Annotated in this window: 23 protein-coding genes; 8 read left to right on the plus strand and 15 right to left on the minus strand. The window is 60.9% G+C overall.

The window, feature by feature from the left end; genetic code table 11:
* The first annotated feature begins 4 nt into the window (after nucleotides 1–4).
* Nucleotides 5–868 (plus strand): acyl-CoA thioesterase, encoded by an 864-nt coding sequence (locus AB3N21_RS10225; RefSeq protein WP_367935142.1) that lies wholly within the window; start codon nucleotides 5–7, stop codon nucleotides 866–868.
* On the opposite strand, the gene AB3N21_RS10230 is transcribed toward AB3N21_RS10225, so the two are convergent.
* Nucleotides 865–1,635 (minus strand): SDR family oxidoreductase, encoded by a 771-nt coding sequence (locus AB3N21_RS10230; protein ID WP_367935143.1) that lies wholly within the window; start codon nucleotides 1,633–1,635, stop codon nucleotides 865–867. The genes AB3N21_RS10225 and AB3N21_RS10230 overlap by 4 nt on opposite strands.
* Before the next feature lie 283 nt (nucleotides 1,636–1,918).
* Nucleotides 1,919–3,148, minus strand: coding sequence for an acyl-CoA dehydrogenase (locus AB3N21_RS10235; RefSeq protein WP_367935144.1), 1,230 nt, complete (start codon nucleotides 3,146–3,148; stop codon nucleotides 1,919–1,921).
* Between the two features lie 96 nt (nucleotides 3,149–3,244).
* Between AB3N21_RS10235 and AB3N21_RS10240 the strand changes: the two genes are divergently transcribed.
* A complete protein-coding gene (locus tag AB3N21_RS10240) occupies nucleotides 3,245–4,156 on the plus strand; it encodes a LysR family transcriptional regulator (RefSeq protein ID WP_367935145.1) in 912 nt (303 codons plus the stop codon).
* 141 nt (nucleotides 4,157–4,297) lie between these two features.
* Here AB3N21_RS10240 and phoB read toward each other — a convergent pair whose 3' ends face one another.
* From phoB to AB3N21_RS10295, 11 genes are all read right to left on the minus strand, one after another.
* A complete protein-coding gene (gene phoB / locus AB3N21_RS10245; RefSeq protein WP_367935146.1) occupies nucleotides 4,298–4,987 on the minus strand; it encodes a phosphate regulon transcriptional regulator PhoB in 690 nt (229 codons plus the stop codon).
* A 16-nt stretch (nucleotides 4,988–5,003) separates the two neighbouring features.
* A complete protein-coding gene (gene phoU, locus AB3N21_RS10250) occupies nucleotides 5,004–5,708 on the minus strand; it encodes a phosphate signaling complex protein PhoU (protein ID WP_367935147.1) in 705 nt (234 codons plus the stop codon).
* A gap of 16 nt (nucleotides 5,709–5,724) precedes the next feature.
* A complete protein-coding gene (gene pstB / locus AB3N21_RS10255) occupies nucleotides 5,725–6,522 on the minus strand; it encodes a phosphate ABC transporter ATP-binding protein PstB (RefSeq protein WP_367935148.1) in 798 nt (265 codons plus the stop codon).
* Nucleotides 6,523–6,535: 13 nt separating this feature from the next.
* Nucleotides 6,536–7,891: a phosphate ABC transporter permease PstA gene (gene pstA, locus AB3N21_RS10260; RefSeq protein ID WP_367935149.1), complete on the minus strand. Its 1,356-nt coding sequence runs from the start codon at nucleotides 7,889–7,891 to the stop codon at nucleotides 6,536–6,538.
* Nucleotides 7,888–9,360: a phosphate ABC transporter permease subunit PstC gene (gene pstC, locus AB3N21_RS10265; protein WP_367935150.1), complete on the minus strand. Its 1,473-nt coding sequence runs from the start codon at nucleotides 9,358–9,360 to the stop codon at nucleotides 7,888–7,890. Before pstC ends, pstA begins: the two co-directional genes overlap by 4 nt.
* Nucleotides 9,361–9,448: 88 nt before the next feature.
* Nucleotides 9,449–10,489, minus strand: coding sequence for a substrate-binding domain-containing protein (locus AB3N21_RS10270; RefSeq protein ID WP_367935151.1), 1,041 nt, complete (start codon nucleotides 10,487–10,489; stop codon nucleotides 9,449–9,451).
* Nucleotides 10,490–10,685: 196 nt separating this feature from the next.
* Nucleotides 10,686–10,889, minus strand: coding sequence for a hypothetical protein (locus AB3N21_RS10275; protein WP_367935152.1), 204 nt, complete (start codon nucleotides 10,887–10,889; stop codon nucleotides 10,686–10,688).
* Between the two features lie 279 nt (nucleotides 10,890–11,168).
* Complete coding sequence (locus tag AB3N21_RS10280; RefSeq protein WP_367935153.1) at nucleotides 11,169–12,215, minus strand: ATP-binding protein; 1,047 nt, start codon at nucleotides 12,213–12,215, stop codon at nucleotides 11,169–11,171.
* Between the two features lie 20 nt (nucleotides 12,216–12,235).
* Entirely contained in the window at nucleotides 12,236–12,760 is a 525-nt protein-coding gene (locus tag AB3N21_RS10285; protein WP_367935154.1) for a gamma carbonic anhydrase family protein, read from the minus strand.
* Nucleotides 12,757–13,398 (minus strand): guanylate kinase, encoded by a 642-nt coding sequence (gene gmk / locus AB3N21_RS10290; protein ID WP_367935155.1) that lies wholly within the window; start codon nucleotides 13,396–13,398, stop codon nucleotides 12,757–12,759. Before gmk ends, AB3N21_RS10285 begins: the two co-directional genes overlap by 4 nt.
* Nucleotides 13,399–13,407: 9 nt before the next feature.
* A complete protein-coding gene (locus AB3N21_RS10295) occupies nucleotides 13,408–14,298 on the minus strand; it encodes a YicC/YloC family endoribonuclease (RefSeq protein ID WP_367935156.1) in 891 nt (296 codons plus the stop codon).
* A 313-nt stretch (nucleotides 14,299–14,611) separates the two neighbouring features.
* Between AB3N21_RS10295 and AB3N21_RS10300 the strand changes: the two genes are divergently transcribed.
* Entirely contained in the window at nucleotides 14,612–15,229 is a 618-nt protein-coding gene (locus tag AB3N21_RS10300; RefSeq protein ID WP_367935157.1) for a PAS domain-containing protein, read from the plus strand.
* Between the two features lie 90 nt (nucleotides 15,230–15,319).
* On the opposite strand, the gene AB3N21_RS10305 is transcribed toward AB3N21_RS10300, so the two are convergent.
* On the minus strand, nucleotides 15,320–16,690 hold the full coding sequence (locus tag AB3N21_RS10305) for a class II 3-deoxy-7-phosphoheptulonate synthase (protein ID WP_367935158.1): 1,371 nt from the start codon (nucleotides 16,688–16,690) through the stop codon (nucleotides 15,320–15,322).
* Between the two features lie 168 nt (nucleotides 16,691–16,858).
* Here AB3N21_RS10305 and AB3N21_RS10310 point away from each other — a divergent pair, with 168 nt between their 5' ends.
* Together AB3N21_RS10310 and AB3N21_RS10315 are read left to right on the plus strand one after the other, a co-directional pair.
* The gene (locus AB3N21_RS10310) at nucleotides 16,859–17,863 is read left to right on the plus strand and encodes a GlxA family transcriptional regulator (protein ID WP_171176516.1); all 1,005 of its coding nucleotides are present in this window, start codon (nucleotides 16,859–16,861) and stop codon (nucleotides 17,861–17,863) included.
* The gene (locus AB3N21_RS10315) at nucleotides 17,791–18,360 is read left to right on the plus strand and encodes a GNAT family N-acetyltransferase (RefSeq protein ID WP_367935159.1); all 570 of its coding nucleotides are present in this window, start codon (nucleotides 17,791–17,793) and stop codon (nucleotides 18,358–18,360) included. The genes AB3N21_RS10310 and AB3N21_RS10315 overlap by 73 nt, the downstream gene beginning before the upstream one ends.
* Before the next feature lie 6 nt (nucleotides 18,361–18,366).
* Here AB3N21_RS10315 and AB3N21_RS10320 read toward each other — a convergent pair whose 3' ends face one another.
* The gene (locus AB3N21_RS10320) at nucleotides 18,367–19,449 is read right to left on the minus strand and encodes a PQQ-dependent sugar dehydrogenase (RefSeq protein ID WP_367935160.1); all 1,083 of its coding nucleotides are present in this window, start codon (nucleotides 19,447–19,449) and stop codon (nucleotides 18,367–18,369) included.
* Between the two features lie 182 nt (nucleotides 19,450–19,631).
* Between AB3N21_RS10320 and AB3N21_RS10325 the strand changes: the two genes are divergently transcribed.
* The 3 genes from AB3N21_RS10325 to AB3N21_RS10335 all read left to right on the plus strand — a co-directional run bounded on the left by AB3N21_RS10325 (nucleotide 19,632) and on the right by AB3N21_RS10335 (nucleotide 22,598).
* A complete protein-coding gene (locus tag AB3N21_RS10325) occupies nucleotides 19,632–20,828 on the plus strand; it encodes an ABC transporter substrate-binding protein (protein WP_367935161.1) in 1,197 nt (398 codons plus the stop codon).
* 142 nt (nucleotides 20,829–20,970) lie between these two features.
* Nucleotides 20,971–21,759: an ABC transporter ATP-binding protein gene (locus AB3N21_RS10330; RefSeq protein WP_367935162.1), complete on the plus strand. Its 789-nt coding sequence runs from the start codon at nucleotides 20,971–20,973 to the stop codon at nucleotides 21,757–21,759.
* A complete protein-coding gene (locus AB3N21_RS10335; protein WP_367935163.1) occupies nucleotides 21,756–22,598 on the plus strand; it encodes an ABC transporter ATP-binding protein in 843 nt (280 codons plus the stop codon). Before AB3N21_RS10330 ends, AB3N21_RS10335 begins: the two co-directional genes overlap by 4 nt.
* The last annotated feature ends 6 nt before the right edge of the window (nucleotides 22,599–22,604 follow it).

Raw genomic sequence — 22,604 nt, forward strand, 5'->3', positions numbered from 1 at the left:
CCACATGACGGACGCGGAACGCAAACTGCTCGACCTGCTCGACATCGAACGGCTGGAGGTCGATCTGTTTCGCGGCACCGGTTCGGGCGGAGAGACGCCGACGCGGATCTATGGCGGCCAGGTGATCGCACAGGCGCTGGCGGCGGCCTACCGGACGGTCGAGGATCGGCTCTGCCATTCGCTGCACGCCTATTTCATCCGCCCCGGAGATCCGTCCATTCCCGTTATTTATCAGGTGGATAGAGCACGAGATGGAGGGTCTTTCACCACGCGCCGCGTAGTGGCGATCCAGCATGGGCGGCAGATCCTGAACATGTCGGCCTCGTTCCATGTTCAGGATGAGGGCTGGGACCATCAACACCCGATGCCACGGGTTGACGGCCCCGACTCGCATCCCAGCCGGGACGAGTTGCGTGGAAAATACCTCGACCGAATCCCGGAGAAATATCGCACCGAATTCCTGCGCGAGCGTCCCATCGAAGTGCGCGAGGTCGCGCCGCTCGATCTCTTCGACCCACAGCCCAGCGATGACCGCAACCACCTGTGGTTTCGCATGGGGGCCGCTGCGGGAACTGACCCCCAAACCCAACATATCCTGCTGGCCTATGCCTCGGACATGGCGCTGCTCAGTTCCGGCATGCGTCCGCACGGGCTGAGTTGGTTTCGCCGCGATGTGAATGGCGCCAGCCTGGATCACGCCATGTGGTTTCACGCGCCAGTATCGTTCGAGAACTGGCATCTTTATACGATGGACGCGCCGTGGACAGGGCAGGGGCGCAGCTTCAATCGCGGGGCGATCTATACGGTGGACGGCACACGGGTTGCCTCGGTGGCACAAGAAGGCTTGATGCGGCGCCCGAAGGGTTAGGTTTTGCCGCTAAACTGCCGATTTAACTTGCGCATTCCCCCAATCCAGCGGTCGTAATCCGCCGTTTTCAGGCGGATGTAATCAAGCACCTGCGGATGCGGCAACACAAGGAATTGCTCCTCGCGGATCGCCTCGACACAGGCTTCGGCGACATCCTCGGGCTCCAGCATGCCGTCAATGGACGCCACCGAAAACTCATGCCCACGCGTCATCTCCGACCGGACCGCCTGTGGACACAGCACCGAAACCCGGATGCCTTGATCGCCATAAGTCAGCGCCAGCCATTCCGCGAGGCCCACAGCAGCATGTTTGGTGACGCCATAAGGCGCCGCGCCGGGTTGATTGAGAAGTCCTGCGGCCGAAGCGGTATTCAGCAGATAGCCGCCGCCGCGCGCAATCATGCGCGGCACAACATGGCGCGCGGCCCAGACATGAGACATCACGTTGATCTCCCAGATCCGCTGCCATTGGGCGTCCGGGACATCGAGACCGCCAAGGGTCAGGATACCCGCGTTGGAGCAGAAAAGGTCGATCGGACCGATCTCATCTTCGACCTGGGCGATCAGTTTTTTGATCTCGGCTTCGGTGGAGACGTCGCAGGGAATGGCGATACCGCCAATTATTTCGGCAACTTGCCGGGCGGCATCGATGTCAATATCCGCGCACACAACGGTGCGCGCATCCTCACGGGCAAACCGCTCGGCCAGACCTTTGCCGATCCCACCGGCGGCTCCGGTGACCACAACGATCTTGTCTTTCAGCTCCATCCGGGTTCTCCGCAGCGGTGTTCATCGAAGTGTCGGGCATAAAATACTGCAATACTGCCATTCTTGGCAGTTCATTGGCGCATCAAGAGAAGCCTAGACCGGATCGAAGCACGCTCCAATGCCGTCGCGACGTCACACGTTGCACAATGGCCTCCGCATCTCGAGGATATATTTACATAATACGGATTATAAGAAACCTGGAAGGCAATAAAGCCGCGAAAGCCTCAATACCGCAAGACGCGCCCCTGCCACCGGTACACGCCTTTTCGCCAGCAGTCGAACGTCAGAAAAACGCCTGCAACCCGGTTTGCGCCCGCCCCAGGATCAGTGCGTGTACGTCATGGGTGCCTTCATAGGTGTTCACCGTTTCAAGGTTCACCATGTGGCGGATCACGTGGAACTCCAGCGAGATGCCGTTGCCGCCATGCATGTCGCGCGACATCCGCGCGATCTCGAGCGCCTTGCCACAATTGTTGCGCTTTACGATCGAGATCATCTCGGGCGCCGCGTTCGCCTCGTCCATCAACCGTCCGACCCGAAGGCTGGACTGCAGGCCCAGTGCGATCTCGGTCTGCATGTCGGCCAGCTTGCGTTGGAACAACTGCGTCTGCGCCAGCGGACGGTTGAACTGCTGCCGGTCCAGCCCGTATTGCCGCGCCGCGTGCCAGCAGCATTCGGCAGCGCCCATGGCGCCCCAACTGATACCGTAGCGCGCGCGGTTCAGACAGCCGAACGGCCCCTTCAGGCCCCGTACATGCGGCAGCAGCGCGTCCTCGCCTACCTCGACGCCGTCCAACACGATCTCGCCGGTGATCGAGGCGCGCAGGCTCAGTTTGTTCTCGATCTTCGGTGCGCTCAGCCCCTTCATGCCTTTTTCTAGGATGAAGCCACGGATCTTGCCGTCATGGGCGTCGGACTTGGCCCAGACCACAAACACATCCGCAATCGGCGCATTCGAGATCCACATCTTGGAGCCGGTCAGACGATAGCCGTCCTCGGTCTTTTCGGCACGGGTCTTCATGCCGGCCGGATCGCTGCCCGCATCCGCTTCGGTCAAACCGAAACAGCCGATGAACTCGCCGGTGGCCAGTTTCGGCAGGTATTTACGGCGCTGTTCTTCGCTTCCGTATGCATAGATCGGATACATCACCAGCGAGCTTTGCACCGACATCATCGAGCGATAGCCCGAATCCACCCGCTCGACCTCGCGTGCCACCAGACCGTATGAGACATAGCCCGCTCCGATACCGCCATATTCCTCGGGAATCGTGGTGCCCAGAAGGCCCATCTCGCCCATTTCCCGGAAGATTTCCGGGTCGGTTTCCTCGCTCTGAAAGGCTTCGATCACACGCGGCTGCAGCTTTTCCTGCGCGTAGGCACGGGCGCTGGCGGCAATCATCCGTTCGTCCTCGGTCAACTGTTCGGACAGGCGGAACGGGTCCTCCCAATCGAACCGGCCCAGATCGGGGGCATCCTTGGCGCGCAGGGTCGGTTGGGTCGCGGGGGCATTCATGGCGCATCTCCTGTTTCGACTTCGCACGCACCCTACCCTGCCAAAACCGCAAAAAACAGCAAGACTTCCGCATCATTTCATGAGTAAAACGCATACATGACCGCGTCCCGCCGTTTCCTGCCGTCGATTTCCGCCCTGCGCGCGCTTGAGGCGCTGGACCGTCTCGGCTCGGCCTCTGCTGTCGCCGAGGAGCTGTCGCTGACTCAAAGCGCGGTCAGCCGTCAGTTGCAGTCGCTTGAGGCGCAATTGGGCATCGACCTGATCCAACGCGACCGCAAGCGGCTATCGCTGACACCGGTGGCGAAGGAATACGTGGTCGAGGTCCGCGAGGCGTTGAACCAGATCACTCAGGCCTCGCTGCGGTTGCATGTGGCGCAGGTGGGCGGAACGCTGAACCTGGCCATTCTACCCACTTTCGGAATGCGCTGGCTGGTCCCGCGCTTGCCGGAGTTTGCACGGCTGCACCCCGAGATTACCATCAACATGTCCACCCGGCTGCGCCCGTTCAACTTTGCGTCGGAACCTTTTGATGCGGCTATACATTTCGGAGATCCGGACTGGCCGGGCACTGACCGTTTGCTATTGAAGTCCGAGCGCGTTCTGCCGGTCTGCGCACCATCGCTGCTGCCCAACGGAACACCGAAATCACCGAAGGACTTGCTGCACCTGCCACTCTTGCACATTCAGACCCGTCCGAGGGCCTGGCAGGATTGGTTCGGTCAGTTGGGCGTGTGTTACACTGCTCCCCTGCCCGGCACCGTGCATGATCAGTTCTCGACCATCTCGCAGGCCGCCATACACGGGCTTGGGGTAGCGTTGCTGCCGAATTATCTAGTTGAGCAGGAACTGGCGACCGGCAGGCTGGTCGCGGCATATCCAGACGAAGTGGAGTCCATTGGCGCCTATTATCTGGTCTGGCCGAAATCGAAGTCGAAAGACCCTTCTTTACGTGAGTTTCGCCACTGGCTGGCCGCGCAGGCGCAGCCCGAGGACCCGCTGCCCAGATAGCGCGAAAGCCGCTTCGAAGCGGCTTTGCCACCAACGCCGTACTGTCGCGCCCGGCTTTAGTGACGGACACCATTTGTCACCCGCGGGACCAAGGCGTTTGCAAACGCCTTGAAACAAGCGGTTTCGAAACCGCTTGTCCCCTCACCCCAGCGCGTAGCCCGCGCCGCGTACCGTGCGTACCGGATCTTCGCCGCCATGCTGGGTCAACGCCTTGCGCAGCCGTCCGATATGTACGTCCACGGTGCGGGTGTCGACATAGATGTCGCGGCCCCAAACCCGATCCAGAAGCTGTTCGCGACTCCACACCCGGCCCGGTTTCTCCATGAAGGTCGACAGCAGACGGAACTCGGTTGGGCCCAGTTTCAGCGGCTTGTCGGCGCGGCTGACTTTGTGGGTCTCGGAATCCAGCACGATATCGTCGAATTCCAACCGCAGCCCCACGGTCGAGGGCCGCACCCGGCGTAGCTGGGTACGTACGCGTGCCATCAGCTCGACCACCGAGTACGGCTTGACCACGTAGTCATCCGCGCCGGTTTCCAGCCCGCGCACCTTGTCCACCTCTTCGGATCGCGCAGACAGCATGATGATCGGGATCGACCGTGTTTCGGCCCGCGACTTCAGGCGGCGGCAGACCTCGATGCCGCTGAGGTTCGGCATCATCCAGTCCAGCACGATGATGTCGGGGTTATCCTCATCCACAAGCAGCAGGGCCTCGTCCCCGCTGCCCGCCCGGGACACGCGGAACCCCTCGACCTCAAGGTTATAGGCCAGAACTTCGCGCTGAGCGGGCTCATCCTCAACAACCAGGACAGTCGGTTGATCGGCGGACATCGGTCTCGCTCCCTCTTCAGATCGTTTGCGACGTGGTGTCAGCCTTGGGCCGGGATTCCGATGGGCGCTCTCCGGTCACCAGATAGATCACCTGCTCGGCAATCGCGGTGACATGATCGCCCATGCGCTCGATATTCTTGGCGATGAAGTGCAGATGCATGCAGGCCGAGATGTTGCGCGGGTCCTCGGCCATGAAGGTCAGGAACTCGCGGAAGAGACCGTTATACATCTGGTCCACATCCTCGTCGCGCGCGATTACGTCTGTAGCCAGTTCAGCATCGCGCCGGATATAGGCGTCGAGCGCATCGCGCAGCATCACCTCGACCTCGCGGGCCATGCGGCGCAGGGCCGAGGCGCTGCCGTTCACTTCGGCGGCGTTGACCAGAACCGTGGTACGCTTGGCGATGTTCTTGGAGTAGTCGCCAATACGCTCGAGGTTGGCCGAAACCTTGAGCACCGACAGCACCAGCCGCAGGTCGCCCGCCGTGGGCGCGCGCAGCGCGATCAACCGAGCGGTTTCCTCGTTGATCAGATCCTCCAAGGCGTCGATGGCTTTGTCGCCCTGACGGACCTCTTGCGCCAGTTCCTCATCCCGGGTCTCCAGCGACCGGGCGGCGCCCATGATAGCGGCCTCGACCAGCCCGCCCATCTTCATGATATGGGCCTGAACCGCCTCGAGATCACGGTCGAATGCGGAAGCGATATGTTGTTGTTCGGTCATGTCTGATTACCTGTCCTCAGCCGATCCGGCCGGTGATGTAGCTTTCGGTGCGCGGATCTTCGGGATTGGTGAAGATCTGGCCGGTCTCTCCAAACTCAACCAGATTGCCGAGGTGGAAGAACGCGGTTTTCTGGCTGACCCGCGCGGCCTGCTGCATCGAGTGGGTGACGATCACCACCGAGTATCGCTGGCGGAGGTCGTCGATCAGTTCCTCGACCTGCGCGGTCGCAATCGGGTCGAGCGCCGAGCACGGCTCGTCCATCAGTAGCACTTCCGGCTCGGTCGCCACGGCGCGGGCGATGCACAGCCGCTGCTGCTGGCCGCCCGACAGGCCGGTGCCGGGGGCATCGAGACGGTCCTTGACCTCATCCCAGATCGCGCCACGACGCAGGGATTTCTCAACGATCTCGTCCAGTTCCGCCTTGTTCTTGGCAAGGCCGTGGATACGGGGACCGTAGGCAACGTTGTCGTAGATCGACTTGGGAAACGGATTGGGTTTCTGAAACACCATTCCCACCTTGGCACGCAGTTGCACCGGGTCTACCCGCTTGTCATAGATGTCCTCGCCATCCAGCAGGATATCGCCTTCGACCCGACAGATGTCGATTGTATCGTTCATCCGGTTGAGGCAACGCAGGAAGGTGGACTTGCCACAGCCTGACGGGCCGATGAAGGCGGTTACCGTCTTGTCTTCGATTTCGACGTCGACGTCTTTGATGGCGTGGTTGTCACCGTAATAGACCTGCACTTTCTTTGCGGCAATTTTGGTCTCTTTACTGTCCACGGCTCTCTCCACTCGCGACATATCGTTCATTTCTCAGCCCCTTTTACCAGCGGCGTTCAAAGCGGCGGCGCAAGATCACGGCCACAGTGTTCATGGTGACAAGGAAAACCAGCAGGATGATGATACCACCCCAGGCGCGCTCATAATACGCGGGGTCGGCCCGCTTTGCCCATTCATAGATCTGCGCAGGCATGGCCGAGTTCGGATCCAGCAGGCCGCTGGCAATCCCGTCCGGTGCGTTTGAGGCAATGTAGCCCACCATCCCGATGAGCAGCAGCGGCGCGGTTTCACCCAGGGCCTGCGCAAGGCCGATAATGGTACCGGTCAGGATACCCGGCGCGGCCAGGGGCAGCACATGGTGGAACACCGACTGCATTTTCGAGGCCCCTACCCCAAGGGCCGCGTCCCGGATGCTTGGGGGCACCGATTTCAGCGAGGCACGGGTCGAGATAATGATTGTCGGCAGGGTCATCAGCGTCAGAACCAGGCCACCCACCAAGGGCGCCGATTGCGGCAGGTGGATGAACTGAATGAACACGGCCAGACCGAGGATACCAAAGACGATGGACGGCACGGCGGCCAGGTTCGAGATATTCACCTCGATCAGGTCGGTAAAGCGGTTCTTGGGCGCGAATTCCTCAAGATAGATCGAAGCGGCAACCCCGATTGGCAGGGCCAGAAACAGCACCACGAGCATCATGAAAAACGACCCGATCATCGAAACGCCCAGACCGGCCTGTTCCGCACGGCTCTCCGAGGCGTCGGCACCGAAGATGAACGCCGGGTTGAAGGTCTTCTTCACCACCCCTGCCTCAAGCAACCCGTCAACGACATCCAGATGCTCGGCATCGATATTCTTGTCACGCGCCAAATGCTCGCGTTTCACGCGGTCCTTGAGGTAACCGTCCACCCGGCTTGAGGCGAGGAACCGCACATCGACGGTCTCGCCGATCAGATCCGGGTTTTCAATGACCATCGAACGTAGCTGACCCGCGGCCGAGGCCGAGATCATTGCTTTCATGTCTTTCGCCTTGGTCAGTGGCGTGTCGATACCCGCCTTTTCGACTTGCTCCAGAACCGCCTTCTGGATCAGCGGGTTGTACCCAAAGGTGGACACCTTCTTGATATCTTCGATGTTGCGCTCGCCCTTCTTGTCCAGCTTGGCCGGATCCAGATAGACGGGTACCTCGATAAAGGTCTGCTGGAACGCGCCGATCCCGTTGGAGATGATCGCGAAAAGAAGGACCAGCAGACACAGGATACCGGTGCCGATGGCGATGACCCCGTAGGCGCGGAACCTCTTTTCGGCCGCATTGCGCGATTTGGTGCGTGCATCGGGTTCGGTCAGCGACGGCAGATGCGGCTTGGCGCCGCCTTTTTGAAGGCTTGCGTCGGTCATTCGTACTGCTCCCGGTATTTCCGTACAATGTACAGGGCAAAGACGTTGAGGCCCAAGGTCAGAACAAAGAGCGTGATGCCAAGGGCAAAGGCCACCAGAGCTTCGGGCGAGGCGAAATCCGAGTCGCCGGTCAACTGCGACACGATCTTGGCGGTCACGGTCGTCATGGCGTCGAAGGGGTTAAGCGACAGGCGCGCGGCGGCCCCTGCCCCCATGACCACGATCATGGTCTCGCCAATTGCGCGGGATGCGGCCAGCAGAATCGCACCGACGATGCCGGGCAATGCCGCCGGCAAGACCACCTGACGAATGGTCTCGGATTGGGTGGCGCCCAGACCGTAAGAACCATCGCGCATCGACTGCGGCACCGCGTTGATGATGTCATCGCTGAGCGAGCTGACAAAGGGGATCAGCATGATGCCCATGGCGATGCCTGCAGTCATGACCGAACGTCCGCCACCCATCCAGCCGAGCCCATCCTGCCCAAAGACCGACACCAGCATCGGCCCGATTGTCAGCAGGGCAAACAGACCGTAGACGATGGTCGGGATACCGGCGAGGATTTCCAGCATGGGCTTGGCGATCCCCCGAACGCGCGGCGTAGCGTATTCCGAAAGATAGATCGCGGCAAACAACCCGATCGGCACGGCAACCAGCAGCGCGACGATCGAAATGTAAATGGTGCCCCAGAGCAGGGGCAGAATACCCAGGGCCGAAGACCCGCCCCGCCCCGAGAAACTCGGCGCCCACTCAAGCAGCGTGAAGAAATCGATTGCCGGATAGAGCTTGAAGAATTCAACCGTGTTGAAGATCAGCGACAGCAAAATTCCGATTGTCGTCAGGATGGCAACCGAGGCCGCAGCGATCAGCAACGCCAGGATACCCTGCTCGACCACGTTGCGGGCGCGGTAGGCCTTGTTCGACTGAAGAGACGCGACAACCGCGGCTATCAGAGACACGGCGAGCACAAGGATCGTCATGATCAGGTTCGCGCTGGATGTCATCGAACGATAGGCTTGCGCGGCGCGCAGGATGGGCTGTGTGATCGTGCCTGTCACCACCTGCCCGGCATCCTTCAGGCGCGCCGTAATGTCGGTGATATCTGCGCGCGCGTTCTGTACCGTTTCCTCATCGATGGCACCCGCCGCAACGGCATTGTCCAGACCTTCGGCAGTGCGGCGAACATCGGCCATGACAAGACCGATATTCGAGCCTTCCTTGATCTCGCTCTCGGGGATCATGCCGGAAATGCTGTTCTGGATAACCAGCGGTTGGGCGATCAGCCAAATGGCCATCAGCCCGAAGGCGGGAACGGTGACCTTCATGAACACGTTCCAGCCATAGTAGTTCGGCAGTGAGTGCAGATCTCGGCTGTTGCCGCCAGCACTTGCCAGCGCGCGCTGCCTTCCAAAAACAAAGCCGACGACCGCGATCGCCAGCACAATTATACAAAGCCAGAAAACGGACATCTGTCCCCCTGAAGCCTTACCGCAAAGACTTGGTTTGATGGAGGCGGCGGCTACCGCCGCCTCTCAGGTTCAATCAATCGAGATTGATTTAGCTGCCGCCGCCCATGACTTCTTCGGCTGCAACGGCTTCTTGAGTTTCGCTCAGAGCCGGATCCGCAACCAAGCCGTATTCGGCCAGCGGGCCGTCGCCACCGGCGATCTCGTCCGAGATGAAGAACTCGGCATATTCCTTCAGGCCGGGGATGACGCCGATATGGGCTTTCTTTACGTAGAAGAACAGCGGACGCGAAACCGGATACTCACCCGAGGCGATGGTTTCGGTCGAAGGCTCGACACCGGTCATGGTCGCAACTTTAAGCTTGTCGGTGTTGTTCTCATAGAACGCCAGGCCGAACACGCCGATGCCGTTTGCGTTGGCGTCGATCGACGCCAGGGTCTCGGTGTAGTCGCCATCGATGTCGACAGCGCGGCCGTCCGACATAACCTCCAGGCAGGCGTCTTCAGCGTCGTCTTCCGACATACCGCCGGCAATCATGGCCTCCATTGCGCCGGTTGCTTCACAGCCAGTCGCAATCACCTTTTCTTCGAACACTTCACGGGTGCCGTGCTTGGTGCCCGGGATAAAGGCCAGGATGTCCTCGGCAGGCAGGTCAGCGTTGAAATCCGACCACTTTTTGTAAGGGTTGTCGACCAGTTGGCCGTCGATCATGACCTTGGGCGCCAGAGCGTTGAAGATGTCCGACTGAGTGAAAGCGGTGTATGCGGGGCCGTCCAGTTGCGATGCGAACACGATGCCGTCATAGCCGATGCGCACTTCGATGATGTCGGTCACGCCGTTTTCAGCACAGGCTTTGATCTCTTTTTCGCGGATGGCGCGCGACGCGTTTGCAACATCGGTGTGCTCGGTGCCGACACCCTGGCAGAACCGCTTCAGGCCAGCCGACGAACCGCCCGATTCGACCACCGGGGTCGGAAAGTCGAAATTCTCGCCGAAGGCTTCAGCCACGATCGAGGCGTAGGGCAGAACGGTCGACGAACCGGCGATCTGGACCTGATCGCGCGCGGCAGCAGCGGTGGCTGAAACGGCAGTAATAGCCAGGGCCGAAGCGGACAGTTTCACAAAGGACATTTCAGTCTCCTTGACAGAATATTGATGATCACCCCCATGATGATCTTGCCCGCACTCCTAGGAGCGGTGCATGAGCCTTTTGTGACAGCCGTGTAACAGTTTCATGACAACGGGCGCGTTTTCAGGGTGACGTGACGCAAAACGGTCAATCATGACTGGTTTGATAGGAGAAAGCGCCAGCTCGATCCTCGCAAAGTCAAAGCCCTTCGCTTTTCTCAGCTTCGATTTCCGCCCAGATTTTCTTGTGCAAAATGCGTCGTTTGACCCGCCAATGAAGCACAGAAAGAATCCAAGCACCAATCAGAGAACCAAAAACAATGTAGCTCCCAAAATATTCGAAGGGGTGAGGAATGAAATCCAGCCTTGGAAGCCCTAACGGCGGCGGGTCAACCAGCAGCATGTACCTCAGACTAACGAGATACGCACAGCCAGTTGCGATTTGCAGCACCCTCGCCCACAGGCGTTCACTATACATTCAATCTACCTTTAGGTGATGATATTGCCCATAAGTATTCCCATGGGTGCATCCTAGTGAGGAACCCGGCAGACGTCTACCGACTGCCAGTTTTGTCCTGTACCAAGACAGCAGTCGCAGTTTGGGCAGAGGTTAACTATGCCAGCCACCCACAACGTTCTGCCGACATCCCAAATTTGGATGGCTATCTGGCACATGCCCACCCTATCTCGGCAGGATCACCGTAAAGGTCGAGCCCTTGCCTAGTTCGCTTTCCACCCGCATTCGCCCCCGGTGGCGGTTCACGATGTGCTTGACAATGGCCAGTCCCAGCCCGGTGCCGCCCAACTCGCGTGAACGGTGGCTGTCCGCGCGGTAGAAACGCTCGGTCAAGCGCGGCAAATGCACGGCGTCGATGCCGGGACCCTTGTCCACCACCTGCACCCGCGCCGCCGCCGCACGCACCGCCGGGTCACGGTCGGATGCGGTCAGTGTCACATCCACTTCACCACCGCTGCCACCATATTTGATCGCGTTTTCGATCAGGTTGGTAAAAACCTGCCGCAACTGATCGCTGTCGCCGGTCACCTCTACCGGCTGCTCGGGCGCCCTCAGGGTCAACGTCACCCCTGCATCCTCAGCCAGCGGACGCAGCGAGGTCAGCGTGGATTGCAACTGCCCGGTCAGGTCGACCCGGTCGGTTGGCCGGACACGCTCAGCGCTTTCCACCCGGTTCAGCGACAGCAAATCTCCCACCAGCCGGTTCATCCGGTTGGCCTCATCCGCCATGATCTGCAAGAACCGCTCTCGGGCGGTGGCGTCTTCGCGGGCCGGGCCGCGCAGGGTCTCGATGAACCCCATCAGCGCGGTCAGTGGCGTGCGCAGTTCGTGGCTGACATTGGCCACGAAGTCTCGCCGCATCTGACCCGCCTGCTCTAGGTGGGTCACATCAAGGAAACTGGCCAGCACAGCGCCTCCGCCCACAGCACCTATGCCGTCGACATAGCGGCACTGCACCTCGAATGTCGTATCCTGCGCGCCGTCATTGGACAGGTGCCGAGTCTTCACTGGCCCCTTGGTGCGGAGGCTCTGCTCGATGGCGTCGATCATCTGCGGCTGCCGCAGCAGCGTGGCGAAATGGCGCCCGATCATCTGATGGCCCAACAGCGTCTGCGCTTCCGCATTGGCGGCGATGATGCGTTCGGACTGGTCCACCACCACCGCAGGCATCGGCACCGCGGCTACAAATTCCGAGATCACATCTTCGGTCATCCCACCCTCTGCCGCAGCGCTCAGTTCACCGCAGCAAGCGTGTCGCGGAACTTGCGCATATTCTCCTGATAGTGCAGCGCGCTCCAGGTGATCCGCTGCGCGGCGGCCTCGTCCAGTTCACGCACCACCCGACCCGGGGCGCCCATGACCAGCGAATTATCGGGGATCTCCTTGTTCTCGGTAATCAGCGCCCCGGCCCCGATCAGGCAGTTTCTGCCGATCTTCGCACCGTTCAGGATCGTGGCCCCCATGCCGATCAGCGAGTTTTCCCCGATCGTGCAGCCATGCAGCATCACCTTATGCCCGATGGTGCAGTTTTTGCCGATGGTCAGGGGATATCCCGCGTCGATATGCATGACGACGTTTTCCTGCACATTTGAACCGGCACCCACTCGGATTTCCTCGTGGTCGGCGCGGATGGTGCAGCCGAACCAGACCGAGGATCCCTCCTCCATCACAACCTTTCCGATCAGGTTGGCGTCGGGGGCCACCCAGGTGTCCTGGTGGATCTGCGGCGCATGATCGCCCAGAGCGTAGATGGTCATGACAATTCCTCGAACTCGGTTTGCAGTGCGCGCACATGCGATTGCAACGCGGGCTGCTGAATGCGGCGCATCCGTTCGGCGCTGACGATGGTTTTCAGCTTTTCCTCGGTCTCATCCAGATCATCATTGATCAGAACGTAGTCGTAATAGCCCCAGTGGCTGATCTCGTCCCAACTTTTCAGCATCCGCTTCGAGATGACGTCGTCGCTGTCCTGCGCGCGCGCCTCAAGCCGGCGGCGCAATTCGCGGATCGAGGGCGGCAGGATGAAGATCGACAGCGCGTGTTTGCCGAGATCCGAGTTCCGGATCTGAATTTCGCCCTGCCAGTCCACGTCGAACAACACGTCCCGTCCGCTGACGATGGTCTCGCGGACCGGTCCTGCGGGCGAGCCGTAGAAATTGCCGAACACGTGGGCGTGTTCCAGCATCTGGCCGTCCATCACCTGCTGCTTGAATTCCTCTTCGCTCAGAAAGAAGTACTCCCGTCCATGCTCCTCTCCGGGGCGCGGCTGGCGTGTGGTGGCCGAGATCGAGAACTTGAGCCCCTCGTCCCATACCATGAGCCGCCGGGCCAGTGTCGATTTGCCCGCGCCCGAAGGCGAGGAGAGAATGATCAAGAGGCCGCGCCGGTCCGTCATGTGCCGCTCCTATTCCACGTTTTGCACTTGTTCGCGCATCTGGTCGATCACCGTTTTTAATTCCAGCCCCACCGCCGTCAGCTCCGCATTCTGCGACTTGGAGCAGAGCGTGTTGGCCTCGCGGTTGAATTCCTGCATCAGGAAATCCAGCTTGCGCCCTACCGGGCTGCCTTTATGCAGAAGATCGCGCGCGGCTTTGACATGGGCGGCGAGGCGGTCAATTTCCTCGGTGACATCGGATTTGACGGCGATCAGCGCCAGTTCCTGCGCTACCCGTTCGGGATCGGCTCCGTCAGCATTGTCCAGTACCCGCGCCAGGTTGCTGCGCAGCGTGTCCGCCATCTGTTCCTTGCGTGCCTCGGCCAGAGTCGCCGCCTGAGCGGAAAGCGCCTCGATCTGACCGATCTGGCCTTCGAGGATTTCGGCAAGCGCTGCGCCTTCGGTTTCACGCATGTCCAGAAAGGCACGCACCAGCGGGTCGAATTCGGATTTCAGCTTTGCCACCAGCGCGGCCACATCCTCGGTGCCCGCACCCGCCTCCATCATACCGCGCAGGGCAAGCAGATCGGCGGCCCGCGAGGGCGCTAGGGTCACACCACGAGTACGCGCCGCCTCTTCGACCTCGGCCACAGCGTCCAGCGCGACGGCCATCGCCGAATTGTTCAGGGTCAGTGCGCCGCCTTCTTCGCTGCGGGCCAGGCGCAGTGACAGGGTGACGTTGCCACGCGCGATGGACTTGCCAAGGGTGCCGCGCAGCGCCGCCTCGAGCCCCTCCAGCCAGTCGGGCACACGCAGGCGCAGATCCAGCCCCTTGCCGTTCACGCTGCGCAGCTCCCAGCTCCAGCTATAGGCGCCAAGCTCACCCTTGGCCGAGGCGAATCCGGTCATGGATCTGATCATGCGTGCCCTTTCCTGCCCTTTTCGCGGCGCCACAGCCCCCTGGCCCCGGCGTTGCCGCACCTAATGCCATCCGGCGGCGCAGGGCAAGTCTTTGCTCAGATTGGGGTTGGTCGGTAGAAATTAACCATTCGTTAAAGAATTGCTCCAAAATTGAATAAACCCGTGTCAGGTTAACTCTTGAGTAACCTGTTTCTGCGCGGCGCTTGCACGCCGGAGATGCGAAACAGGCAAGCGATCGGCCAGCGTTAGGGTGATGCAGATGAGGACCTTCTTTGGGAATGGCCCCGGATCAGAGGTGGGGAAAGTAGTGGCAATGGATCGGTTCCGCAGCGGGCGCAGCCTGTCGCCCATCCGCCAGGCCGAGGCCTATTGGACCGCGCTGCGCACCGATGGGGGTGTGCCGAACCGTTCGAATATCGACCCGCGCGGGCTGGAAAACATTCTGGAGTACACCTTCATCCTTGAACGGATCGCACCGGGCATCGCGCGGTTCCGTCTGGCGGGCAATCACCTGAGCAAACTGGCGGGGATGGAGGTGCGTGGCATGCCGCTGACCGCGTTTTTCACCGCCGCTGCGCGGCGTGAGATCAGCGCAACGCTGGAACACCTGTTCGACACACCCGCCGTGGCCGAGCTTGAGATGGGATCGGAAAAGCGCATGGGCCGGGCGCAGATCGAGGCGCGCATGATCCTGCTGCCCTTGAAGAGCGACCTGGGAGATGTCAGCCGTGTTTTGGGCGTGATGGTGGCTGACGGACCAATCAGCAAGACGCCTTATCGTTTCGGCGTGGCCAAATCCCGCCTGCGGGATCTGAACCAGCCAGAGGTAAGGCCTTCAGCGTCCCAACCCGTCGCCGGCTTTGCCGAAGATCAGGCGCCGCTCGACTCCCCTGCCCCGCATCTGCGACTGGTGGTGTCGCGGGACAGCTGAGACCGAAGGACACGGTTGGCAGAAAGCGATCAACCCAACAAAAACGGCGGGCGCAAAGGCCCGCCGTTTTCAGTTCCGGTAAGAAGTCAGTCAGCTTGCGGCGCGTTTCGAGCGACCGCGACGCAGGTTGGTGAGCTCCTCGGCCACCAGGAAGGCCAGCTCCAGCGACTGGCTGGCGTTCAGGCGCGGGTCGCAGGCGGTGTGGTACCGGTCCGAGAGGTCCTCTTCGGTCACCGCCCGCACGCCACCGGTGCATTCGGTCACATCCAGACCGGTCATCTCGAAATGCACGCCGCCGGGGATGGTGCCCTCGGCCTGATGCACGCCGAAGAAGTCGCGCACCTCACGCAGCACCGAATCGAAGGGCCGGGTCTTGTAGCCGGTGGCCGATTTGATGGTGTTGCCATGCATCGGATCGCAGACCCAGGTGACCTTGGCGCCCTCTTCTTTGACCGCCTTGATCAGGCGCGGCAGATGCTCGCCCGCTTTGCCCGCGCCGAAGCGTGCGATCAGGGTCAGGCGACCCTCTTCGTTTTCAGGGTTCAGTTTGGCCATCAGCACCTTGAGGTCCTCGGGCGTCGTGGTCGGGCCACATTTCATGCCGATGGGGTTCAGTACACCGCGCGCGAACTCCACATGCGCGCCGTCCGGCTGCCGGGTGCGGTCGCCAATCCAGATCATGTGACCCGAGCCCGCCAGCCAGTTGCCGGAGGTCGAATCGAGACGGGTCAGCGCCTCTTCATATTCCAGCAACAGCCCTTCATGACTGGTATAGAACTCGACGGTCGAGAATTCATGGGTGGTGTCGGCGGTGATGCCGGCGGCGCCCATGAAATCGATGGTGTCCTGAATGCGGTCGGCGATCTCGGAGTACTTCTGCACATCCTGATCGTCGGTAAAGCCCAGCGTCCAGGAATGCACCATGCTCATGTCGGCGAAACCACCGGTCGAAAAAGCGCGCAGCAGGTTCAGCGTGGCTGCCGCCTGTGTGTAGGCCTGCAGCATCTTGGCCGGATTCGGCACGCGAGCTTCGGGCGTGAACGCCAGCTCGTTGATGATGTCACCGCGGTAGCTGGGCAGTTCCACCCCATCCACGGTCTCGGTCGGCGCGCTGCGCGGTTTGGCGAACTGGCCCGCCATGCGGCCCACCTTCACCACCGGCACCTTGGCGCCATAGGTCAGCACCATCGCCATCTGCAACATCACCTTAAACGTGTCGCGGATCGCATCCGCGCTGAACTGCTCAAAGCTCTCGGCACAGTCGCCGCCCTGCAGCAGGAAGGCCTCACCCCGTCCGGCAGCACCCAGATGCTGCTTCAGACGCCGCGCCTCGCCCGCAAACACCAGCGGCGGATACTTGGAAAGCTGCGCCTCGACCTTGGCCAGTGCGGCCGGATCGGTATAATCGGGCATCTGAACCCGCGGCTTGGCGCGCCAGTTCGATTTTTGCCACTCGGTCATAGCTCATATCTCCGCTGAGGTAATCAGGTGGCCTCTATACAAAATGCCGTGGTCGGGCGCCATATCCGATTTGCACCTCTTGACGCCGCAAACAAGCTCTGAACAAGGTGACTGCCATATCCGCGCCCGTCACCGATCCGGAAGACGCCGAACTAAGGACAATCCGCCATGCAAGAGCAACGCCAAGTTGTCGATGTGGAAAACGCTCCGGCCAAATCCCGCCGGTTCGTATTTGTTTTGCTGGACAAGTTTTCCATGCTGTCGTTTGCCTCGGCCTTGGACAGTCTTCGGATTGCCAACCGTATGGCAAACAAGGACTTGTACAGTTGGGTTCTTGCCGGTGAAGGCGGCGAACTGGTGAGCTGCTCCGCCGGAACCACCTTCAAGCTGGACAGCGATCTTGGCGAGCTTTCCCGCGACGATATCATGCTGGTCTGCGGCGGTGTCGATGTGCAGATGGCCTCAACCAAAAAGATGCTGAACTGGCTGCGCCGCGAGGCACGCAAGGGTATCCGCATCGGCGGGCTGTGTACCGGTGCCCACACACTGGCCAAGGCGGGCCTGCTGGACGGCAAGCGCGCGACGATTCACTGGGAGAATGCCGACAGTTTCGTCGAGGAATTCGAGAAGGTCGAGTTGACCAAGTCGGTCTTCCTGATCGACGGCAACCGGATGACCACGGCGGGGGGCACCTCGTCCATCGACCTGATGCTGAAACTGATTGCCGACGAGTTCGGGGAAGAGCTGGCCAATGCGGTGGCGGACCAGATGATCTATTCCTCGATCCGCACCGATCAGGACACCCAGCGCCTTTCGACGCCCACCCGCATCGGTGTGCGGCACCCCAAGCTGAGCCAGGTCATCCAGATGATGGAAAAGAACATCGAGGAACCGATCAGCCCCTCGATCCTGGCCAAGGATGTGGGCATGTCCACAAGACAGCTCGAACGGCTGTTCCGCCGCTACCTGAACCGCTCGCCCAAGCGCTATTATATGGAGCTGCGGCTGCAGAAGGCGCGCAACCTGCTGATGCAGACGGATATGAGCGTGATCAACGTCGCGCTGGCCTGCGGTTTCGCCAGCCCCTCGCATTTCTCGAAATGCTACCGGGCGCATTACAACACGACGCCTTATCGCGAGCGCGGCGCACAAGCAACGCGGCTGTCGGTGTGATCCGAACCGATCGTCTGCTGCTGCGCCCCGCGCGGCCTGACGACTTGATGCCGCTGCACAGTATTTTTTCAGACCCGGGCGCGATGCGCTACTGGAGTCACCCCGCCCATGAAGACCTCGAACCGACCCGGCGATTTCTTGAAGGCTTCATGACGGAAGATGCAAAGAACCGGTTCGAGTACATCGTTGAGTTCGACGGCACATGCATCGGCAAGGCCGGAATGTGGGCCAGACCCGAGATCGGATACATCCTGCATCCCGATCATTGGGGCAAGGGTTTTGCATATGAGGCGCTTTCTGCAGTTCTACCGCGCATCTTTGAGCGGCACGAAGACCTTGAGCACCTGACGGCCGAATGTGATCCCCGCAACGCGGCTTCGGTCCGGTTGCTGAAAAAGCTGAACTTCCGGCAGACCGGTCTGATTGAGAAGAACTTTCTCTATGGCGAGACGGAATGGTGCGATACCGCCTATTTCCGGCTGGATCGCCCCAACTGATCGCACCTATTGCTCAGGCGTCATTCTGTAAACCGCCCCCTGCCCCACAGAGATGAACCAGATTGAGCCGTCTGGCGCCTCGACGATGTCGCGCACGCGCTCGGTTTCCGGGCCTTTGATCTGTTCAACCTCACGCACTCGGTTGCCCTCCAGCCGCGAGATGTAGTCGAATTTCAGGGAGCCCACGAAGATGTCCCCCCTCCACGCGGGCCAGAGCTTGCCGGAATAGACCATCAACCCCGACGGCGCGATAGATGGATCCCAGTAGAATTCCGGCTGCTCCATTCCCGTTTTCGCAGTACCTTCACCGATCTTCCTGCCGGAATAATGCACCCCGTAGGAAATCACCGGCCAGCCGAAATTCGCGCCCTTGCGGACGCGATTCACCTCGTCCCCGCCTTTGGCACCGTGTTCGGCGGTCCAGAGCCGCCCTTGCAAATCCAGCGCCGCGCCCTGCGGGTTGCGGTGGCCGTAGGACCAAATCTCGGGCCGAACCCCGGCCTGCCCGGCAAAGGGATTGTCGGCAGGTACTGAGCCATCGCGGTTGATTCTGATGATGGTCCCATTGTGATTTGACCGATCCTGTGCAGAGGGGCGATCGCCCCTGTCACCGATCGTGACAAACAGCGTGCCGTCACGCGCCTCGACCACGCGGCTGCCGAAGTGACGCCCGCCACTGCCGCCCGGTGCGGCCTCGAACACGGTGCGCAGGTTGGTCAGGCGTTTGCCGTCGGCACTCAGTCGACCAATTGCCAAAGCCGTGCCCGCGCCACCTGACTGCTTTTTGGAAAATGTCAGGAAAACCTCGCGCGTTTGGGAAAAATCGCGCGGGATTGTCACGTCGAGCAGACCGCCCTGCCCCGAAACGTGCACTTTCGGAACGCCCGCGACCTTGTGCACGGTGCCACCGCTGACATGGAGCATACGACCATCCCGCTCGGTGACCAGGAACCCGCCCCCTGGAAGCAGACCGATGGCCCACGGAGTATCCAACCCGCCCACAACCTGCGTGAGGCGCGCCTTTCCTTCACTGGTTTCAATTGCTTGCGCTGCGATCTGAGACGCCGCGCAAAACCATATCAGAATCATTGGAAAGAGACGCATGGCCAACCGCTCCGCACATGGACGCCGGGACGTGAATGTCCGGCTGTCCCAATCAAACCAAGTCGCTAGGATCACGCAAAGGCACTTTTTCGTTAGGGCTTTTATTTTCGCGAAGGCTTGCCTAGGGTTCGGGCAGAACGAATACGTTCCAATAAGGGAGTAACCTCATGAAAAAACTGCTCACGGCCACTGCGGCCACTGCACTTTTGGCCGGTGCCGCCTTTGCTGACGGCCACGCCAAGGAAGTGAAACTGGGCATCATCTATGGCTTCACCGGCCCGATTGAATCGCTGACCCCGCCGATGGCGGACGCGGCAGAGCTGGCGATGAAGGAGGTCACCGACAGCGGCCTGTTGCTCGACAGCGCCACGGTCTCGGCCGTGCGGGCCGACTCGACCTGCATCGATTCCGGCGCGGCGACCGCAGCCGCCGAGCGTCTGATCACCTCGGACGGTGTTGACGGCATCGTCGGCGGCGACTGCTCGGGTGTGACCGGCGCAATCCTGTCGAACGTGGCGCTGCCGAACGGTATGGTGATGATCTCGCCCTCGGCCACCTCGCCCGCGCTCTCGACCGCCGAAGACAACGGCCTGTTCTTCCGCACTGCGCCGTCGGATGCACGTCAGGGTCAGGTGATGACCGACGTTCTGATGGAACAGGGCGTCAAGGAAGTCGCACTGACCTACACCAACAACGACTATGGCAAGGGTCTGGCGGACAGCTTCCAGCAGGCATTCGAAGCGGCGGGCGGCACGGTGACCATTGCCGCTGCGCATGAAGACGGCAAGGCCGACTATTCGGCCGAGGTCGGCGCTCTGGCCGCAGCAGGTGGCGAAAAACTGGTGATCGCGGGTTACGTCGATCAGGGTGGCTCGGGCATCATGCGCGCTGCGCTCGATTCCGGCGCGTTCGACACCTTCCACTTCCCGGACGGTATGTATGGCGCCAAGCTGGAAGATGATTTCGGCTCGGAAATCGACGGATCGACCGGACAACTGCCCGGCACCGACAGCCTGGGTGCCGCCACCATCCAGGCGATGGGTGAGGCCAACGGGTTCGACGGCACCTCGTCGTTCGTGGGCGAATCCTACGATGCCGCCGCCCTGATCATGCTGGCCATGCAGGCGGCGAACTCGAAAGCGCCAGCGGACTACGCCGGTAAGGTGATGGACGTGGCCAACGAGCCGGGTGAAAAGATCTATCCCGGTGAACTGGCCAAGGCGCTGCAGATCCTCAAGGACGGTGGCGATGTGGACTATGTCGGCGCAACCGCGGTTGAACTGATCGGCCCCGGCGAAAGCGCTGGGAACTACCGCCAGTACGAGATCAAGGACGGTAAGATTACCACCGTCAAATTCCGCTGATCTTACAGCAATGATCTGACCTATGAGCAGCCCGGGCCCTTGTGTCCGGGCTGTTTCAATGACAAAAGGCCGCACCTCTCTTTTCGGGGGATGAGGCAACAAACAACAGGGCCGCGCCAACGCGAAGCGGCTGGGGGAACACATGATCGTCGTTGAGGACGTGCATAAGCATTTCGGCGGTTTCCACGCGGTGGACGGCGCGTCGCTGGAGATCACCAAAGGCTCCATCACCGGGCTGATTGGCCCCAACGGAGCGGGAAAGACCACTCTTTTCAACGTGATCGCGGGTGTTCTGCCACCAACGTCGGGCCGCGTCACCATGGCGAATGAAGAAATCACTGGCCTGCCGCCGCATGAGCTGTTCCACAAGGGACTGTTGCGCACCTTCCAGATCGCGCATGAGTTCTCGTCAATGAGCTGCCGCGAAAACCTGATGATGGTGCCGGGCGCACAATCGGGGGAATCGCTGTGGAATACCTGGTTCGGGCGCAAGCGGATCGCTGATGAGGAACGCGCGCTCAAGGCGAAGGCGGACGAAGTCCTGGAGTTCCTGACCATCGAACATCTGGCTGATCACAAGGCGGGTCAGGTCTCGGGCGGGCAGAAGAAGCTTTTGGAGCTGGGCCGCACCATGATGGTGGACGCCCAGATCGTGTTTCTGGATGAGGTCGGCGCCGGCGTGAACCGAACGCTTCTGAATACCATCGGCGATGCGATCATCCGGCTGAACAAGGAGCGTGGCTATACCTTTGTCGTTATCGAGCATGACATGGATTTCATCGGACGCCTGTGTGATCCGGTGATCTGCATGGCCGAGGGCAAGGTGCTGGCCGAGGGCACGCTGGACGAGATCAAGGCCAACGAGCATGTGATCGAGGCCTATCTGGGCACCGGTCTGAAAAACAAGGATCAGCTGGAGGCGCAGCAATGACCCCCGGCTCAGGCTACAACCCCTATCACGATGACCACGGCAACAAGGATGCCACGATTACCAACACTGCAGGAATTGGCACCATGACCCCGGCCCATCGTGAAAGCGGCGAAACCCACTTTGTCGGCGGCGGGCCGTTCCTGGTCGGCGACACCATGACCGGCGGCTACGGCAAGGGCCCCGACATCCTGCACGATTGCACCATCGCTGTGGACAAGGGCGAGATCGCCGTCATCGTCGGCCCAAACGGTGCCGGAAAGTCCACCGCGATGAAGGCGGTGTTCGGGATGCTCGACGTCCGCTCCGGCTCGGTGCGTCTGGACGGAGAGGACATCACCAAGCTCAGCCCTCAGGATCGGGTCGTCAAGGGCATGGGGTTCGTGCCCCAAACCTCGAACATCTTCACCTCGATGACGGTGGAAGAGAACCTCGAGATGGGCGCCTTCATCCGCACCGACGACTTTTCGGATACGATGGAGCAGGTGTTCGAACTGTTCCCGATCCTGAAAGACAAGCGCGATCAGGCGGCCGGAGAGCTGTCGGGCGGCCAACGCCAGCAAGTCGCCGTTGGCCGGGCGCTGATGACCAAGCCCAAGGTGCTGATGCTGGATGAGCCCACCGCAGGCGTGTCGCCCATTGTCATGGACGAGTTGTTCGACCGCATCATCGACGTATCCCGCACCGGCCTGCCGATCCTGATGGTCGAGCAGAACGCGCGGCAGGCGCTCGAGATCGCGGACAAGGGATATGTTCTGGTTCAGGGTCGGAATGCCTATACCGGCACCGGCAAAGAGCTGTTGGCCGATCCGGAAGTGCGTAAGTCGTTCTTGGGAGGGTGATGAAAG

Origin of the sequence: Ruegeria sp. (assembly GCF_040830605.1) — a bacterium.
Classification (GTDB): Bacteria; Pseudomonadota; Alphaproteobacteria; order Rhodobacterales; family Rhodobacteraceae; genus Ruegeria.

Coding starts and splice junctions, on each gene's coding strand:
- AB3N21_RS10225 (WP_367935142.1), top strand. CDS start 5: ATGACGGACGCGGAACGCAAACTGCTCGACCTGCTCGACATCGAACGG.
- AB3N21_RS10230 (WP_367935143.1), bottom strand. CDS start 1,635: ATGGAGCTGAAAGACAAGATCGTTGTGGTCACCGGAGCCGCCGGTGGG.
- AB3N21_RS10235 (WP_367935144.1), bottom strand. CDS start 3,148: ATGAATGCCCCCGCGACCCAACCGACCCTGCGCGCCAAGGATGCCCCC.
- AB3N21_RS10240 (WP_367935145.1), top strand. CDS start 3,245: ATGACCGCGTCCCGCCGTTTCCTGCCGTCGATTTCCGCCCTGCGCGCG.
- phoB (WP_367935146.1), bottom strand. CDS start 4,987: ATGTCCGCCGATCAACCGACTGTCCTGGTTGTTGAGGATGAGCCCGCT.
- phoU (WP_367935147.1), bottom strand. CDS start 5,708: ATGACCGAACAACAACATATCGCTTCCGCATTCGACCGTGATCTCGAG.
- pstB (WP_367935148.1), bottom strand. CDS start 6,522: ATGAACGATATGTCGCGAGTGGAGAGAGCCGTGGACAGTAAAGAGACC.
- pstA (WP_367935149.1), bottom strand. CDS start 7,891: ATGACCGACGCAAGCCTTCAAAAAGGCGGCGCCAAGCCGCATCTGCCG.
- pstC (WP_367935150.1), bottom strand. CDS start 9,360: ATGTCCGTTTTCTGGCTTTGTATAATTGTGCTGGCGATCGCGGTCGTC.
- AB3N21_RS10270 (WP_367935151.1), bottom strand. CDS start 10,489: ATGTCCTTTGTGAAACTGTCCGCTTCGGCCCTGGCTATTACTGCCGTT.
- AB3N21_RS10275 (WP_367935152.1), bottom strand. CDS start 10,889: ATGCTGCTGGTTGACCCGCCGCCGTTAGGGCTTCCAAGGCTGGATTTC.
- AB3N21_RS10280 (WP_367935153.1), bottom strand. CDS start 12,215: ATGACCGAAGATGTGATCTCGGAATTTGTAGCCGCGGTGCCGATGCCT.
- AB3N21_RS10285 (WP_367935154.1), bottom strand. CDS start 12,760: ATGACCATCTACGCTCTGGGCGATCATGCGCCGCAGATCCACCAGGAC.
- gmk (WP_367935155.1), bottom strand. CDS start 13,398: ATGACGGACCGGCGCGGCCTCTTGATCATTCTCTCCTCGCCTTCGGGC.
- AB3N21_RS10295 (WP_367935156.1), bottom strand. CDS start 14,298: ATGATCAGATCCATGACCGGATTCGCCTCGGCCAAGGGTGAGCTTGGC.
- AB3N21_RS10300 (WP_367935157.1), top strand. CDS start 14,612: ATGGATCGGTTCCGCAGCGGGCGCAGCCTGTCGCCCATCCGCCAGGCC.
- AB3N21_RS10305 (WP_367935158.1), bottom strand. CDS start 16,690: ATGACCGAGTGGCAAAAATCGAACTGGCGCGCCAAGCCGCGGGTTCAG.
- AB3N21_RS10310 (WP_171176516.1), top strand. CDS start 16,859: ATGCAAGAGCAACGCCAAGTTGTCGATGTGGAAAACGCTCCGGCCAAA.
- AB3N21_RS10315 (WP_367935159.1), top strand. CDS start 17,791: ATGCTACCGGGCGCATTACAACACGACGCCTTATCGCGAGCGCGGCGC.
- AB3N21_RS10320 (WP_367935160.1), bottom strand. CDS start 19,449: ATGATTCTGATATGGTTTTGCGCGGCGTCTCAGATCGCAGCGCAAGCA.
- AB3N21_RS10325 (WP_367935161.1), top strand. CDS start 19,632: ATGAAAAAACTGCTCACGGCCACTGCGGCCACTGCACTTTTGGCCGGT.
- AB3N21_RS10330 (WP_367935162.1), top strand. CDS start 20,971: ATGATCGTCGTTGAGGACGTGCATAAGCATTTCGGCGGTTTCCACGCG.
- AB3N21_RS10335 (WP_367935163.1), top strand. CDS start 21,756: ATGACCCCCGGCTCAGGCTACAACCCCTATCACGATGACCACGGCAAC.